Origin of the sequence: Chryseobacterium salviniae (assembly GCF_035819015.1) — a bacterium.
GTDB lineage: Bacteria > Bacteroidota > Bacteroidia > Flavobacteriales > Weeksellaceae > Chryseobacterium > Chryseobacterium salviniae.
The window spans coordinates 119451-135976 of the sequence record NZ_JAYLAA010000001.1 but is presented as its reverse complement, the minus strand read 5'-3'; the positions used below and the strand labels follow the sequence as shown (position 1 = coordinate 135976).

Genomic DNA, 16526 nt, shown 5'->3' with positions numbered 1-16526 from the left:
ATTAAATTCGGTATCAGATTTCTCTTTCGTGCAAAGTACTATAGAAGTTCGGGAAGCGGAGCTGTACGGTTGTTCCCTGGTTTTCGGAAGAACTTACGATCAGTTCGCCATGATGCATTCTGACGATGTTTCTGGCTAAGGGAAGCCCAATTCCGTAGCCTTCGTAATTCTTTGTATTGGAAGCTCTGAAGAAAGGATCATAAATTTTATTCATTTCTTCCTGTGGAATCCCGATTCCGTTATCTTTAACGATAATATAGACATCGGTATCGGTGGCTCCCAGAGATACTTTTACCTGCTGAAAATTGGAGTATTTGCATCCGTTCTGGATAATATTGGTAACCGCAAGATGAAGCAGCTGCTCATTTCCCTGTACTTTCAGCTTTTTAGGATTGTCGGGCAGCATGCTGATATCAAGAAAGATATTGTTTCTGGAATCAATTCTTCTCAACGTTTCAATAACATCCCACAGCAGCTGATCTATCCTTACTTTATCCATTTTCTGAATCTTACCATCGAATCCGGTTTGTGCGATCATCAATAAGGCATTAATCTTTTTATCGAGCTTTTCGGCTTCATCAAGGATAATCCCGAGCGTTTCTTTGTATTCGGTATTGGTTCTTGAGATTGAAAGTGCTACATCTGCCTCGCCCATGATGGAAGTAAGAGGCGTTCTCAATTCATGCGACACATTTCCGATGAGATGATTCTGGGTTTCAAAAGAGGTCTCAATACGGTTCAGCATATCGTTGAATGTATCCACCAATTCGTTCAGTTCTTTATTGTCTGGCTGCGGTTCCAATCTAAGGTGAAGATTTTCAGAGCTGATTTCTTTTACCTTTCCGGTAATTTTCAGAATCGGTTTAAATAATGTTTTAGACAAATAAAAAGAAAAGATCATGCTGAAAAACAGCGACAATACAATACAGGTAATTAATGTTCTTTTCAGAAACCCGAGATAATACACCACATAATGGTTTTTTGCAGAGGCAATGGCAATATAGCTTTTATCGTCGTGACGAAAGGTTTGTCCGATATAATAAAATTCTTTGTCATTATAATTTGCTTCCCCCTTTTTGACGATATTTCTGAAAAAAGAGGAAGGAATGTGAATTTCCTGTGAAATTTTATTAAAATTAGAATCTGCTGGAACCGCAAAAACATAGTCTCTTTCCATTGGCAGTTCTTCATCATTTAATCCGTTCAGGATATAATTTTCCGGAAGATCCAGGTTGTCTTTGCTTTTTTCCACCTGTATAATCGTGGTGGTACGGATTTTTAAAAGTTCGTAAAACCGCTGATGAGAAAAATTAACAATGGAAAAATATACCAACCCGCTGAAAAGCAAAATAATAGCCGTGAAAACCAGCATGAGGAGCACCATTGTTTTGGTCTGATTGGTAATGACTTTATTGAACATCTTCTATGGTTTTTTCAGAACATATCCCATCCCGATAACGGTATGGATGAGTTTATTATCTTCCTGGTGATCCAGCTTTTTCCTTAGGTAATTGACGTATACATCGACAACATTTGTTCCGAGCTCGTAGTTAACACCCCAAACAGCATCCAGAATTTCCGCCCTGGAAATTACTTTTTCAGGATTATTCAGAAAGTAAAGAAGGAGTTTGTATTCTGTTGAGGTGAGTGAAATTTCCTCACCGTTTCGGGTAACTTTTTTGGTATAATCATTAAGAATAAGGTCTGAAAACTGGTAGATGTGTTCTTGACATGCGTCCTGCTCCTCAGTTTCAGGTGCACTTCCGTTGGTACTTCTCCTGAGGAGAGATTTTACACGGGCTACCAATTCAATGAATTTAAAGGGTTTTACGAGGTAATCGTCTCCGCCGCTTTCTAATCCGAGGACAATATTTTCGGATGTTCCGAGCGCAGTTAAAAACAGAATAGGTACATGCTGATTGGTTTTCCGGATTTCTTTGCACACATCGAGCCCGTTCATTTCCGGAAGCATGATATCGAGAATAACGAGATCAAAATCATTGGAGTGAACAAGCTGGACACCCGTTCTTCCATCGAACGCCACAGAAACTTCATATCCGTTTTCCTGAAGCCCTTTTTTGATAAAGGACACTACGCTTGTTTCGTCTTCGATGAGAATAATCTTTTTCATGAGGATAAGGAATTATACAAAAATAGAAAAAAGATCGGGAAGTGCGGGTTATAATATTCTCACCTGCAGCACGAGCATTTTTAAATCTTCCTGAATATGAGACCATAAATCCTTCTAAATAGGGTTGCTATGATCGTATGATTAAAAACAGATATATGGGCCAAAGACTTTACGTATCTTAACATCATAATTCTGATCACTTTCAGCAATCATAATGTAATATGAATTTCCTCCCGGAAGTACCCGAACAATAATATGCCCAAAGGTACTTTTGTAATTATTGGTAAGCCAAAATCCTATTGTCTGCTTTGTTGCCTCCAGAATTTCTAAAGCAAAAATATCGATTTCTTTTTTTACAATGTTTCTGTTGATGAGCCTATGGACAACCTCTTCGCCAGGATGATTACTGCTCCATGACTGCTGGATTACAGCTTGCGGCTGAGAATTTCTAAGCCAGTTCTCATTAACAGCATCACGAACGCCATGGTGGTTTAACACAGCAACCTCAACTTTCCCTACAGCTTTACTGATTGGGGTTTCTACATCAACCCATTTTGGCTTTCCGGATTCCTGAATTCCCGTATTATCTCCACCTGTATAATAATCAAATTTCCCATAAGATATTTTTAAAGCCAGGCTCATAGGGTTTTCATCAAATTTATTGTTTTTATCCAATGCGTCTTTTGGCGTAAAATAGTTAATTGTTCTATTGGACTTACCCTTCCATATTTCACCGTTTTTTTTCAGCCCCGTTATTTTAAATAAAGGGTAATTTGGTTTATTATGTTTTAATATAATCTGTTCTTTGCTGCCTACTTCCAGACTTTCAATTTTTAATCCTTTTTGTTTTTTATATTCAAGAAAATTTAAATAATTAAGAAATAAACCCGGTTCCTTGTTATAATAATTTTTTAAATCCGTAGGGAAATCATAATGGGGGTAATTACGATCAATCAGAGTTTTTATCCGAGTAAGGTCTCCAATTTCTGTTATCCCTGAAATTCTATATTTTCCATATTTTGAAAAGGGTGTTTCATTATTTACTATTCCCATATGATCATCATGAAAATGTGTGATGACAGCATAATCAATTTCAACATTTTCTTTTGGTAATGTTCTTTTGATATATTCTACAATTCTTTCTGCGGCAGATTTCTGCGCATTGGGGTAGGGATCTGTCGCAGTCAGTGGGTTTCCCCATATTCTCTTGCTTTTATCGCCTATATCTCCGGCATCAATGAGCATATTAGTTCCATCGGGCATAATAACAAAAGTGGAATTTCCATTCCCATATAGAATATGATGAATGTCTAAATACCCTTCCTGCCATACAGGAGTTTGTAAAAAATCCTGTTCTTGTGCAGTCATGCATACTGATGTAAGAAAAATGCCTATCAGCATTATATATTCTCTGATAAATTTCATAGTCGTCAATTAATTAAATGTATACCTCAGTCCCAACATAATTCTATATCTAGAACTTGCTGCCGGATTTATTGCAGAATTTAGACTTGTATCGGGAACAAACTCACTATTACTTAATAAAGAGGGATTTACCTGAAATGTTGTTGGTGAAACGGCTGTAATAGGCATCGGGTTTGACAATACCTTGTAGGTTCCCCAATTTTTGTTCAGCAGATTTGTGAAATTGAGGATGTCTACCGTAAACTGTAATGTATTTTCAGCTTTATTTTTGAAGAAAAACCCTGTAAAATCTTGTGACAAACGCAGATCTATCTGGGAATACCAGGGATTAAGCACTCCATTTCTTTCTGCAAACTGCCCTCTTCTGCTTTTAAGGTAGCCTGAATTTGATATAAATTTATCAAGAGCTTCCCATTGTTGCTGAACAGTTGCATTTGGAGAGGCGACCAAATTTATCTGTGATAAATCTCCGGGAACGAAGATTAGATCATTACCTATTACAGCATCGCCATTTACATCACCAGTACCACCATAAACATATGAGCTTCTTCCCTGCTGAGCGGCTTCAAAGAAAAGCCCGATAGTTGTGCCTAATTTTCCGCCCAGGTATTTTAATTTATAGCTTCCTCCTAATACAAGCCGGTTTTTTAATTCGTATTCACTATGCGACAATACAGGCTTATTACCATTTCCTACTACAGGTAGGGCATTATACGCTCCAGCCGGAGATGTGCTTCTGAAGCTAAATCCGTCCTTTGCTTCCCCGTAAGTATATGATAAATTAATAAAGAAATCGGAGCTAAACTGTTTGTTTAATGTTGCAGTAATAAAATACTGATAACCCATATCAATATTTGTCAACAGATAGGCCCCGGTAACGTTTTGATTTATTCTGTTACTTGTGAAACGTTCCCTTCCATTTAAAATGGTAGTTGTTGCAGAATTGAGGTTAATATTTTGATAGAAAGGAGCGTTCATATCTTTACTATAGATTCCTTCTAAGCTGACAACAAAATTTTTAGGTAATTTCCAGTCTATTCCTAAGGTACTTCTCCACACCTGTGGCATTTTAAATTTTTTGGAAACAAAAGCCAACTGGTATGTTGTGTTTACCATAGGATTGCTGGGAATATATGCACTCGGGTTTGTGCTGAATGGATAGTTAGCTGCTGCAGGGCCTGTTGCGAAAATTGACCCCTCGTTTAAACCATTTGTTCCAAATGCTGCCGAAATGTAGGTAAAGGGAGAATTACCCGTAAATATTCCGGTTCCTCCTCTTAACTGTAAAGAACGGTTGTTGGATAAATCCAAATTAAACCCCAATCTTGGAGAAAACAGAACTCTGGCACCGGGAATATTACCTGTACTGTAGTTCATCTCCGCACCGTTGGCATCCTGAAATTTCATATGCTCAACATTCTGGTTAATTGCTACATTTCCTTTAAATGACACCATCTCAATCCTTTGCCCGAAAGTCAGTTTGAATTTTTTGGAAAGAGCATATTCATCCTGTGCATAAAATGAAAACTGATTCATCCCTGAACCAATGTAAGTTGTTTCATTTCCCGGCTGCAAAGTATAGTTAATAGAATATGCAGAGGGTTTTCCTAATCCTGAACTTATCCCAACAGGAGTTGGTGACCCTTGTGGAGCTGCATTATAAAAATCGGCAAGAGAATTAAATATATATGTACCCTGAGGATTCAAAGTAAAAGTATTTGAAAAATCAAAATTCTGAATCCCTAATCCTGCTGAGATCAGATGTTTATTAAGCTTATAAGAAAAATCATTTTGAATCTGAAGAATCTTTTGTTCAATAGTGTTTCCTCTAGCCGCATTATTTGTTCCAAAAGTGTAGGTTTTGCCTTTATCGTTAATAGTAACGAGAGGAAAAATATCCCCAAGATATTTTCTATAATCAGGCATTGAAGTATATGATATAAATGCTCTGTTCGTTATTTTATCGGATATGTTGGAATTTAATTCTCCTGTAATTGAATAGATTTCATTAAATCGTTGATATCCATTATTGCTAAACCCAACTGCGTTTAAAGTGCTTGTTGATCCGAAATCACTGCTGCTATTAAGCTGATTATAACGTAAACTGAACTTATTTTTGTCATTAATATTCCAGTCTAATTTTGCAAGGAGTTTCTTACTCTTATTGGATATGCCATAGTTTTCATATTGCCCGGGATTGTAATTGTAGGTATTTATTAAGAAATTACTTAGGGCGTCTAAATCCGATGCCAAAAGATTGGAAATATTGTCTCCTGAGGCATCATTTCTGCGTGCTACATAGGATGCTCCCGGCATCGTGCTTTCTACGGATTCGAAATTTGTAAAAAAGAAAAGTTTATTTTTTACAATAGGCCCCCCGAATCTGAAACCATAAGTAGTTTCGGTAAAATCGGTTCTGCCAACCGTAAGGTTTCTTACCTTATTTCCGATTAAATTTTCATTTCTAAAAAACGTGAAAACAGATCCTCTGAATTTATTATCTCCACTTCTTGTTACCACATTGATACCGCCTCCTGTAAAACCACCCTGTTTAACGTTATAAGGAGACAAGTCTACCGAGATTTGCTCTATGGCATCTAAACTGATGGGCTGTGAATTTGTATTACCTCCAGGCATATTGGCAGATTCCATACCTAGCCCGAATGTATTGTTAAAAGCAGCACCATCAACAGTGATGCTGTTGGTTTTTCCTCCCTTACCAAGCATGCCTACGGAGCCTGCCTGTGGAGTGAGTCTCGTGAAATCATTTATACTACGCGATATGGTGGGCATACTGCTTATCTCATTTAGCCCTAATGCTATTCCCGATCCATTTTTTGAAGAGGTTAAAATTTTGCTTCTTTTTCCTTTTACAGTTACTTCTTCAATTGAAGCCGTCTTTGAAAATAAAATAGAATTGATTAGCAAATCTTCTCCGAGAATAACTTTTACGTTAGTAATCTCATCCGTTTTGTAATTGTCTTTTTTTATTGTTATAATATAGGGCCCTCCAACACGTAAGTTTTGAAGTGTAAAGTTTCCACTTTCACCTGAAGTGGTAAGATATTTACTTCCCGATGCCTGATGAATTGCAGAGATTATTGCTCCTGAAAGATTTTCGTTTTTTTCATTGGATACAGTTCCTGAGATGCTTCCGGTAGTTACATTTTGCCCATAGGCTGAATTTATCAAACAGAAGACCGCAATACTAAATAAATTTCTTTTCATAATAAATTAGGTTTATTTACATCATTTATTACGTGCTATTTTAGAATCGTGAACCCTAAAAATTATCTTTTAATAATTACTTAATATAGCTTCTGTTTTATTAATAATTCATTAATGTAATTCAGATAAAAGTATAAGAGCGTAAATTATTGAGCAGATGGAAAGCTCTACTTAATTTCATAGGATTGCCTATCTTTTTTAGTTACTTCAATGCCCAAATCCTTACCAATCTTTTTCATAATAACTTCAACAGAGTCCGTTGCTTTAAATTTCCCTGAGTACATTAAAGATTCAAATTTCTCATCGTCAAAACTGATGATAATATGGTATTTATCTTCAAGCTCAGTAAAGACAGTGGTTAAGGGCATATTACTAAAAACATAATCCGGCTGTTGAGGGTTTACAAGAATTGCCGGCTTTGGCTTTACTTCAATTTTTTTGTTTGAGGTATCAGGGTCTTGATTTATAATTTGTGATTGCTTTTTGATAAAATCATATTCAAGCTTTTGGCTGGTAATCAAATAGGTATCATTCATTGGTAACACCTCTTTTTTTAGCGATTTCACCAATACTTTACCTTTAATCAACTGAACAAAAAATTTATTTCTGGTCTGAGTATCAACAATAAACTGCGTACCTAATACTTTTGTACTGAAGTTTTCAGTTTTTACGATAAAGGGTAGTGCAGGATTTGATACTACATCAAAATAGGCGTTCCCTTTAAGGGCTACTTCACGGTTTTTAATTCCGTATCCAGGATTAACAGTGAGAACAGAGTGTGGTTTTAGAGTGATTTTTGTATTGTCTGAAAGTTTATATATTTTAGTTACTTCATTCGTTTTAATAACAAAATTTTTAGCAATAAGATCTTGGTTCTTCTTATGAGTAAAAAAGAAGGGTATACATAAGAATAGAAGCAAAATTGCGGCTGCCCAGTAATATGGCTTCAAATGATGCTTTTGTTCAGCGGTAACTGACTTTTTGATCTCCTTCCACATTTTTTTATCGGCCACAGCATTAATTTCCTCCTTTTTATTTTCTGTGAGCACATTATCCCAAAGTACTTTTATTTTATCTTGATTCATATTACAATTTAAATTAAAATACAGTTTTTCTTAGATTTTTCTCAATGTAGCTAATTACCTTTTGAACGTGTTTTTTAACTGCCGTTTTAGATATCTGCTCTTCTTCAGCGATTCTCGAATAACTGCAGTTATCAAGCTTATTTCTCAAAAATATTTCTCTACTTCTTTCAGGAATTTCATCCAAAAGTTCTTTTATTCTCTCTAAGTGACGGGTATAATAATCATCATCAATATCAGCTGAGCTTTCGGTATCGTTTAGTTTATTTTCATCAATCTCGTTAAAGAACGGATGTTTACTTTTTCTGTAAAAGTTTGAGATTTCCTGCTTCGCAGTTTTATAAATAATGGCGTCGATAATGTCTATGGTTGTAAGCTGATCTCTGTATTTCCAAAGATGGATAAAAATTTCCTGTACCACATCTTCAATATGGTCATTATTTGGAATAAACTTTTTAACGAAGAAGTAAACCTTCTTTTTATTCTCAGTATAAATTTTTTTAAAATCTTTCATTCAAAAATTCCCAAAATTAATTTGAAAAGATAGTGCAAAGTTAAAAAATCAATGTAAATACAAGTTTAATTAAATTTATATGCAAAAAAGGTTAAGTTGATGATCAGCTAATATATAGGACTTCTTTTTTTCTTTTCCTGCTTAGGCTCACTCACCACCGCCGGGCTTCTGCCTTCTGGCTTCTGCCGGGTTGGCAGCTGGTCTTTTTTGATGGTTCCTTTACTTTCGCTCCAATCCCAAAGTTCCAGAAATTGATCTGCAATGCTTTCCAAAATTCCTTTTTCTTCTTTTTTAGATTTTGGTTTTTGTTTTGCGGGAGAACCTTTGGCTTTGGGAACGGAATATGGAGACTTCTGTCCTGGCTGTGGTTTGAAGCCTTTGGAAAAGGGTTGTTGATGGCTATATTTTCTGTAGCATTTTTTATGGTAATAATGTTATCATAGAAAGACTATTTTCTATTATTTTTTTAGATTTATTTATATTCTTTATTTGATATATCCTTCCTTTGAAATAGTATAATTCCTTATTTTTTTTCTACTATCTTTTGAGTTTTTTCTTTTATATAAAGTAATGTTATAATCTTTTGAAATGCTAAAATCTTCAATAGATTCACCATCCATTTTTGCAATTTGTATTGAAGAAATAACTTGCTGTTTCTTTGCAATAAATAAATAGTATCCTTCGATATCAGAATCCGTATATGCTATAATAATTGGTTGATATCCGTTGTAAGGTGGAAGCATAAAAACCCTCGAGGGATTTTCTTCTATTGCAAAATAAGACAATATATTGTTTGATTCTTGAGGAGAATAAAAGTGATAATTCTGCTTACATTTTTCATCATCATCATAACATAAATTATAATAATCTGAAAAATCAAATGGTAGTTTAACGTACTTATATTCTTTTGTAGAATCATTTTGAATTGCTAAGTTACTTTCTTTAGTTTTAGTGAAAAAATAATATTGTTCATCGTAAAAAACCAATAAATCCTTTGTAATAAACATTTCGTAAAAGGGAAATTGGCATCCTTTTTTTGAAATGTCAGATTCTGAATTTTGTATTATCTGTACATTTTCATCTATATTTATATTAAATAAAGATTTTAATTGCGTTTTTATGAAATTTGCATTTTTAGTACTTCCTATATAGGATGAAAAACTTTCATTTTCTTTAATGATTTCCCCATTACAAATAGTTGTTGTAGTTTTACTATTGATAACTTTTATCGAATCTTTACCCAATAAAATTTGAAAATCAGAATATTTATCAGAAGTGTTTTTAGTAGAAAAATACCACACTTCATAATCCTTTTCATGATTTTTTTCTACAGGTGAATTTATTTCTATCTGTTTTTCTTTATTATTAGGAGTAATACTTTGATTATTCTTTGTTTGCTGACAACTTACAAAAGTAAAAAACAAAAGACATAGACAAATTTTAATGTGTTGAATCATAGTTTCCATTTATAAAAATTTCATAATTTTGTTTTCTCCTTGTTCTATTTTCTATATCCAAAAATTCTTTTGCTGCATCTTCATATTTTTCATCTAATAAATTTTTATAAAGCTTTGGAGCTTTTCCGCTACTTAGAAAGTATTGTCCACAATTAAATAATAAATCTATTAATGCATCAAATTCTCTTTGATATAGTTTTACGGTAACATCTCTTTGTACTGCCATTTCAAACTCTTTTAAATCCTCTCTAAATAATTGTGTTGCTTTTGCTTCTGAAACACCATCTTTAAATTCGGCTGGAATAATAATGTCTTCACATTTCTTCTTTTTAATTAAATGTCCATATCCAACCGTGCAGTAACCTTTTGAATCATTATATGGCATTTTTCGGTATTTTTCCCAATCTTTTATGAACTCAGTAATTTCATCGCTCGCTTTTAATGTTTTAGGATCAACTCTTTCGTCTTTCCCTTTTTGCTCTATTTTATTAACTGCCGATTGTCCACCGCCTAAACAACTACAAGTTTGTGAAAAACCAAGTTTTAATGCTAATTGGAAAATTGAATCTCCATTCACACCGTTATTGTATTTAACAAAATATTCATCTTTAAGATACTCTAAATCAAATGTTCTTACATCATAATGCACCCAAGTTGTTGCTATAAATTCCTTACCAATTCTATTTCTTGTACTTGGTTCTAATGCGATAACATTTTTTCCCTTCCATCTATATTCAGCTTTAGTATATTTTACCAATAAATCTCTAACAGTGTCTGCCGTAGATTCTGTGTTAGAAGTATTTGATATACCATAAATATGTAAATCTAAAGCTTTTCCCATATGATTAGTACTTTTTCTTCCTTTCTGCCTATTATTTGCATTGCATCTATATCCTGAAAATATTAAACCTACTCTAAGTTTTTTTGATTTTTCTTGGTTTGCCAGATAGAATTTTATTGCTTTTTCTACCCAAATGAGAGTTCTGTGAATCCCAGGGTATTCATATTTTCTGTACATCTCTAATATTTTGGAATTTCCTCTTTCATTAGAATTCAAACCATTTCCAAAACCCTTACATTCTTTACACGGGCATTTTCTCTCATTAATATCAACAGGATACCTACTTCCAAACTCATCAATAGCCCTCAAAACATTTCCACAAACTTTACCTGTTTCAGGTACTTTCATATAATCTCGTTGGAACTGTTTTATCATTTTTTCAGTCCTGTCAGTAAACTCATCCGTAGGAACATTACCTCCGAACCCGGCAAGACGTATATTAATTTCCCTGATAAGTTCGCTCTTATCTCCTTTCTTTATACAATATTTTTCTCCGCAATTTCTAACAGGTTGCTGCTTAGGCTCACTCACCACCGCCGGGCTTCTGCCTTCCGGTTTCGGCAGGGTTGGCGGCTGGTTTTTTTTGATGGTTCCTTTGCTTTCGCTCCAATCCCAAAGTTCCAGAAATTGATCTGCAATGCTTTCTAAAATTCCTTTTTCTTCTTTTTTAGATTTAGGCTTCTGTTCTGCGGGTGAGCCTTTGGCTTTGGCAGGTATTGATGAGGTTTTTGATTTCGGAGTTTGAGGAAAAGGATTATTCACCTCGACATTATCCGTTGCATGTTTTTTATGGAAATAGTATTCTACCGTTACATAAAACTCTAATTGTTTAGGATCTGCTTCGCCCTGCATGGCTTTCTGCATTAAGGCTTTCGACAGGAGAAATTCGGTAACGGCGATGCCGTTGTGGTCTACTTTCGTTTTTTGTGTGGCAATGGGCGTATTGCTTTTGCTATGTCCGCCACCTTTAGCATCATCTTCCCAAAGGGTAAAAACAAGTTCTTTATTAAACAGGTTCACCGCATAAGCTCTTGCACGGAGCTTTTCCATGAAGCTGAAGGTAGTTCCTCTGGAATCATCCACATAAAACAGCTCAACCTTACTTATTCTCGGTATTTTGTCGCGTTTTGGGGTAATCATTAATCCGCCTCCTTCAGGCTTATAAAGATAAGCTTCCAAGCGGAAGGTATGCCCTAATGCTTTTTCACCAAATGTGAAATCACCGGTTCCTTTTTTCTTAATGTTGGTGGTGGTAAATTTCCCGTTGCTTCTTTTTATGAAGAGTTCCCAGGTTACACGGGAAGGGTCTTTTTCTGCATCCGGAGTATCGGGATACCACCCTGCAATATGGTAGCTGTATTTTTCTCCAACCAGGGGAGATGTGTTTCCTGAAACCGCTGAAACGCCTTTTTTACTCATATTTTTTGTGTTTTTAAATTACCACGCCATTCCATAATTAGTTCCGGATTCTTCCTGAAACTCATCAAAGTCTATAATAGGATTGTAAACATGCTGTTCCTGAGTGCTTGCTTTTGTAACATGGCTCTTTCCGGGTTCGCTTTGCTGTCCGTGCTTCAGGATGGTGATTTTCCCTCCGGAAGTACACAACAGTTCGGAGATTTCTGTGATGCAGCTTTTATTCATCACTTTTACTTTTTCGTAGGCCTTCGTCCATTTCCCTGCCGGTGCATACGTGCACGGAAGATATCCTCCGGATGAAGGTTTGAGCCTGCATTGCCCGAAAGGCTGCGCAGGAGGATCGAATTGGGTGTCATCTTCGGTTACGGCAAGATAGTCTGCCTCCCCGCCTGCATCGTTCCAATAGTGCTTTTGATGGCTGGTTACCCTGAATTTCGGAAATTTAAAACCCTGATTGCATTGGCATGTCCCTTTCTGTACGACAAAGTATTTTCCTTCATGCAGTCCGGAACTGCCTGTGGTATTTTCGTTTTCTTTCTTTGTATCTGTCTCTTCTTGTTCGGATTCATGGCTTCTTTCCACGGATGGGGTTTCATCATCATATCCGTTAAAAGGATGGGAAACTTCTTCGTTTTCTTTAAGGTATCGTGCTTCCTGAGGAATCAGCAGTTCTTTTCCGGGAACCAGGTCGTAGCCCAGCAGGTCTTCCAGGGGACAGTGCGTATTATGAAAATTCCGGAGCGTCTGTGCATCTTTTACAGAAAACCGCTCTGCTACGGATGAAAGGGAATCGTCCTTCTGGATAAGGTATTTTTTCATCGGATGTGGTGTTTTTTATGTGGTTAAATTTAATAAATTAATTCTTTCGGTGTAGAATTAATTGGTAGCTGCTGAATGTTTTATCTTTATTTTTTAAAATAATTTGGGCTGCTGCTTTTAAAAGCTGCCGTGTCTGCTTATCTGTTTCGTATTTCAAGATTATCTCCCCGGAACCCCAATCTTCAGAACGCTCCGGAAATCTTCGTCCTGCAAGCAATTCCTGTAAGGAATATTCGTCTTTTGTGTTTCCGCGGAGTATTGTCTGAATGCAATCGCGAGATTCGTGATATTCAGCTTCCATCAAACAGGTAACAGGAAAGGAATTCTGAACGATATATAAGGTTTCTTCCCACGGCTTATTTTTATGAAACCATTCCATTTTAGGAAACAGGAACTGATAAATCAATGCCGAGCGGAACTTTTCAAGCAGGAGCTTTTCATTGTTAAAACAATCCCTGAACTTATTGATATAGTTCTGAGAAATTTCACCAACAAAAAAGTTGTCCGGGTCTTCTAATTTCTTTCTGCATTTTCGTACGATTTCTTTATAGTGATAAAAGCCGGAAATACTTCCCTGTGCGGCAACGATAAAAGCTATGGGATAAAGCGCTTCCATACAGGATAGTGAAAGCATACTTATTTTATCATCGGGAATTTCATTATTTTTTTTAAATCCAGAGCTTTCTGTTTCGATGATAAATCCTTGATCTTTTGTTTCATGAACATTCAATGAAACGTTGTAAGTTATTATTACATTTTCTGTTTCTGATTTTTGAAAATGCTCACTAACTTCGTAATTGTTTGCATAGAAATTTTTAAACAGATAACGCGACGGACGCATTTCTTGTTTTAAGATATTATTGCTATTTTCTCTCAGTTCCCGGATTTTTTCCGGAGGCGGGATGAGTATTGTATGAACATTATCAAGGTTATGCCCGATAAGCTCATCCAGACCGCAGTAGGTATTATGGTACTGTTTCAGTGCTTCGGCAGATATTCCTGTTTGCAAGGCGACAGATTCTAAGGTGTCTCCTTTTCTGACCTGATAGGTGATGATGCTGATGTTCATCATTTATGTTTTTAAATAAATTTGGTTTTTTATTAATCTTTGCCAGCTTATCTTCGGTTTTCCCCGCTTATTTTCATTTGGCATCTTATCGTATAATTTAAGATTATTCCGGGTTCAGCTCCGGTTATGAATTTATCATTTCCTGAGTAAATTGAAATCCTTTCCCTGCGGCAGAATGAGCCTTTATCAAACAGATCATGTCGTCTTTGGATTTCATTATAATGCGTTCCCATTATGAAAGGCTTCTCCGCATTTCCACCCTCAAAACCGACCAGCACTTCCTCGCCGATTTCGGGAATGAAATGAAATCCTTTTCCAATTAATTTTTCACCAACATGTTTGAAAAATTATCATATTGCTGTTATTTTACTTGTCCCTCTATCCTCTCTATTTCTCCTGTTTGAGAGTTTATTTTTAATTTATAAAGTTTCCAAGAACGATTCATTTTATCATTTTGTGGATTTGTTGAAACTCCAAATACATAGTCTTTACCACTACAAAAAAGAAATACCGGTTCTAAATAAATGTCTTCATTTTTTACATAGTCTAAATAAATGTCATAAGCTTGTTCATAACTTACTTTAGCATTTTTCTCAAAAACAGAAAACTCTTCTGTATTATAATAAATTCTATCTGAATTATTCATTGTTTTTTTTTTACAATCAGTTAATAATATTGAATACAATATTAAAAAAAGGACTCTTACCTTCATAAAATTTATGTTAATTATAGTTGCCAATCTACACTCTCATGTTTAATAATAACTTCTTTAGAAGGCTCTAAAAAATGATCTTTTGATGTGCTAAAAACATTTTTTAAATCAAATAAAATTCCACTTGGTTTTTGTGTTTCATCTGGCATATAAATTCCCCCCTCTTGTAATGCTGTTTTTACAGCCGTTGTACATTGCTCACCTTTCCAAGACCAAACACTATATATTTTAAGATGCTGATATCTCTCTTCCCACCACTTAACCATTTTATTACTCTGGCTTCCTTTTACATAAAATTCTATTTTATGAACCTCACCATAAACATTGCATATTGACCAATGCTGTAATATAAAGGCTAATACATCATTTAATTTTACATCTTCTGGATTAATTCCTTGAGAATAGCTCACTCTATTTCCGGACACAATTTTTGAGGTTACCAAGTCTCCCTGAATTTCTTTTCCAGTTATAGGATCTTTCATAACCTCTCGAACACTTATTGGATCTGGATCATTTCCCCAACCCCCATCATCATCATATAATTGTATACTGATTTCTGATGATATTTTTGTAACAGGATCAATATCTGGGATCTTTTGGGTAATAATATTGAAATAAACCGTATCATCAATCTTTGCCTCCGTAATCCTATTGCTTCCTTGTGCATCATAACTCCACCATCCCTCCAAAAAATATTTGGTGGGTTTTTCTTCATACTTTTCAGGCGTTCCGAAAACAGTTCCATCTGTAGCAGTAAAATGGCTGAATTGTCCGGCATAAGCTTCAAACTCATCTTCACATAAAACAAACCCGACCGTTGATCTTCGTTAGGAAAATCAGTATATTTAAAATTTATTTTAGAGTTATTATAAAGTCTTGTAAATTCTATTCTTTTAGGGCTTTCTAAAATTGGATGCTTTTTGCAAGTAATTTTTTTATTGCAAAGCCATTTGGGGTGATTTGGATTATTACAGAGTTACAAGAAATAAACATTATTAAAAAACAAATAATAAAATTTTCTTTTCATTTTTTCTTAGATTTGGGTTTTTCGGCTACCATATCTATATAATTTTGCAGATCACTACGCATTATTCTTATTTGATTTTGTGAGTAAACTACTCGAGTATTATGATAATCCATCGTATTTTTTGTTTTGCCTTGTACGAACATTAATAATTAGAAGAATTTAATTTAGTTTTTTCAAAAAAACTCTTTAATTCCTCGGTGAAAGGTGTCTCAATAATATATTGGTTAGGATGGGTTTTATTTGAAGATTCAAACCACTCTTTTATACTTTTGTGTTTTTTTATTGCATTTTTCTCTTTTGAAATTAAATTTATTTCACCTATGTTTTTTTCAAAAAAAGGTAAGTCATCTGCTAATATATTATTCCACAGATGAGCAATCACAAAATATTTCTTTTCTTTTCTCTTTAGAAAAAAAATATTATAGTATTTTTTTTCTTTTTCTATAATATTACTAATACCTGAGCACTCTTCACCATTAATGTTTTGATAGAAATCATTATTATTTGTTTCTATTTTAACTTTTAAATTCTTGAAATTTGTATTATATCTGTTTTTTAAAATATTTAAATCACCCCCAAGTTTTATACTGTTTTCAATATAAAATTCACTTTTTTGATCGCTAACGTATTGATAATCTTTCGATTCTACTATTAAGACAGCGTCACTGTTCATTACCATTTTGTATAACGGAATTGGTACCTGTGAATAAATCAATACCTGTCCAAAGATTAGAAATATAACAATGAGAAACTTATGTATTACTTTCATATTAATAATTTTTTATATCATTACGCATTATTC

Annotated in this window: 14 protein-coding genes and 1 pseudogene; all 15 read right to left on the bottom strand. The window is 34.7% G+C overall.

Annotation, left to right across the window (positions count from 1 at the left end):
- Positions 1 to 13: 13 nt before the first annotated feature.
- Positions 14 to 1420, bottom strand: a complete 1407-nt coding sequence (locus SOP96_RS00650) for a sensor histidine kinase (RefSeq protein ID WP_326319314.1) — start codon at positions 1418 to 1420, stop codon at positions 14 to 16.
- 3 nt (positions 1421 to 1423) lie between these two features.
- A complete protein-coding gene (locus SOP96_RS00645; protein WP_326319313.1) occupies positions 1424 to 2131 on the bottom strand; it encodes a response regulator transcription factor in 708 nt (235 codons plus the stop codon).
- 141 nt (positions 2132 to 2272) lie between these two features.
- Positions 2273 to 3556, bottom strand: coding sequence for a ComEC/Rec2 family competence protein (locus SOP96_RS00640; protein ID WP_326319312.1), 1284 nt, complete (start codon positions 3554 to 3556; stop codon positions 2273 to 2275).
- Between the two features lie 9 nt (positions 3557 to 3565).
- Positions 3566 to 6784 (bottom strand): TonB-dependent receptor, encoded by a 3219-nt coding sequence (locus tag SOP96_RS00635; RefSeq protein ID WP_326319311.1) that lies wholly within the window; start codon positions 6782 to 6784, stop codon positions 3566 to 3568.
- Positions 6785 to 6951: 167 nt separating this feature from the next.
- The gene (locus tag SOP96_RS00630; RefSeq protein WP_326319310.1) at positions 6952 to 7869 is read right to left on the bottom strand and encodes a FecR family protein; all 918 of its coding nucleotides are present in this window, start codon (positions 7867 to 7869) and stop codon (positions 6952 to 6954) included.
- A 13-nt stretch (positions 7870 to 7882) separates the two neighbouring features.
- Positions 7883 to 8380, bottom strand: a complete 498-nt coding sequence (locus SOP96_RS00625) for an RNA polymerase sigma factor (RefSeq protein WP_326319309.1) — start codon at positions 8378 to 8380, stop codon at positions 7883 to 7885.
- A 107-nt stretch (positions 8381 to 8487) separates the two neighbouring features.
- Entirely contained in the window at positions 8488 to 8652 is a 165-nt protein-coding gene (locus SOP96_RS00620; protein ID WP_326319308.1) for a hypothetical protein, read from the bottom strand.
- A gap of 213 nt (positions 8653 to 8865) precedes the next feature.
- Positions 8866 to 9846 (bottom strand): hypothetical protein, encoded by a 981-nt coding sequence (locus tag SOP96_RS00615; RefSeq protein WP_326319307.1) that lies wholly within the window; start codon positions 9844 to 9846, stop codon positions 8866 to 8868.
- On the bottom strand, positions 9821 to 12097 hold the full coding sequence (locus SOP96_RS00610; RefSeq protein WP_326319306.1) for a glycoside hydrolase family protein: 2277 nt from the start codon (positions 12095 to 12097) through the stop codon (positions 9821 to 9823). Before SOP96_RS00610 ends, SOP96_RS00615 begins: the two co-directional genes overlap by 26 nt.
- 18 nt (positions 12098 to 12115) lie before the next feature.
- On the bottom strand, positions 12116 to 12916 hold the full coding sequence (locus SOP96_RS00605) for a DUF4280 domain-containing protein (RefSeq protein WP_326319305.1): 801 nt from the start codon (positions 12914 to 12916) through the stop codon (positions 12116 to 12118).
- Between the two features lie 37 nt (positions 12917 to 12953).
- Entirely contained in the window at positions 12954 to 13988 is a 1035-nt protein-coding gene (locus SOP96_RS00600) for a LysM peptidoglycan-binding domain-containing protein (protein ID WP_326319304.1), read from the bottom strand.
- Positions 13989 to 14200: 212 nt separating this feature from the next.
- Positions 14201 to 14302: pseudogene (locus tag SOP96_RS19955) on the bottom strand (phage baseplate assembly protein V); the annotation flags it as partial.
- 44 nt (positions 14303 to 14346) lie between these two features.
- Positions 14347 to 14631 carry a hypothetical protein gene (locus SOP96_RS00590; protein ID WP_326319303.1) on the bottom strand — a complete coding sequence of 95 codons (285 nt, stop codon included), beginning with the start codon at positions 14629 to 14631 and terminating at the stop codon, positions 14347 to 14349.
- Positions 14632 to 14711: 80 nt separating this feature from the next.
- On the bottom strand, positions 14712 to 15386 hold the full coding sequence (locus SOP96_RS00585) for a hypothetical protein (RefSeq protein ID WP_326319302.1): 675 nt from the start codon (positions 15384 to 15386) through the stop codon (positions 14712 to 14714).
- Positions 15387 to 15866: 480 nt separating this feature from the next.
- A complete protein-coding gene (locus tag SOP96_RS00580) occupies positions 15867 to 16493 on the bottom strand; it encodes a hypothetical protein (RefSeq protein WP_326319301.1) in 627 nt (208 codons plus the stop codon).
- Positions 16494 to 16526: the final 33 nt, after the last annotated feature.

Excerpts from the sequence above, each read along its gene's own strand:
- SOP96_RS00650 (WP_326319314.1), bottom strand. The coding sequence starts at position 1,420 with ATGTTCAATAAAGTCATTACCAATCAGACCAAAACAATGGTGCTCCTC.
- SOP96_RS00645 (WP_326319313.1), bottom strand. The coding sequence starts at position 2,131 with ATGAAAAAGATTATTCTCATCGAAGACGAAACAAGCGTAGTGTCCTTT.
- SOP96_RS00640 (WP_326319312.1), bottom strand. The coding sequence starts at position 3,556 with ATGAAATTTATCAGAGAATATATAATGCTGATAGGCATTTTTCTTACA.
- SOP96_RS00635 (WP_326319311.1), bottom strand. The coding sequence starts at position 6,784 with ATGAAAAGAAATTTATTTAGTATTGCGGTCTTCTGTTTGATAAATTCA.
- SOP96_RS00630 (WP_326319310.1), bottom strand. The coding sequence starts at position 7,869 with ATGAATCAAGATAAAATAAAAGTACTTTGGGATAATGTGCTCACAGAA.
- SOP96_RS00625 (WP_326319309.1), bottom strand. The coding sequence starts at position 8,380 with ATGAAAGATTTTAAAAAAATTTATACTGAGAATAAAAAGAAGGTTTAC.
- SOP96_RS00615 (WP_326319307.1), bottom strand. The coding sequence starts at position 9,846 with ATGGAAACTATGATTCAACACATTAAAATTTGTCTATGTCTTTTGTTT.
- SOP96_RS00610 (WP_326319306.1), bottom strand. The coding sequence starts at position 12,097 with ATGAGTAAAAAAGGCGTTTCAGCGGTTTCAGGAAACACATCTCCCCTG.
- SOP96_RS00605 (WP_326319305.1), bottom strand. The coding sequence starts at position 12,916 with ATGAAAAAATACCTTATCCAGAAGGACGATTCCCTTTCATCCGTAGCA.
- SOP96_RS00600 (WP_326319304.1), bottom strand. The coding sequence starts at position 13,988 with ATGATGAACATCAGCATCATCACCTATCAGGTCAGAAAAGGAGACACC.
- SOP96_RS00590 (WP_326319303.1), bottom strand. The coding sequence starts at position 14,631 with ATGAATAATTCAGATAGAATTTATTATAATACAGAAGAGTTTTCTGTT.
- SOP96_RS00580 (WP_326319301.1), bottom strand. The coding sequence starts at position 16,493 with ATGAAAGTAATACATAAGTTTCTCATTGTTATATTTCTAATCTTTGGA.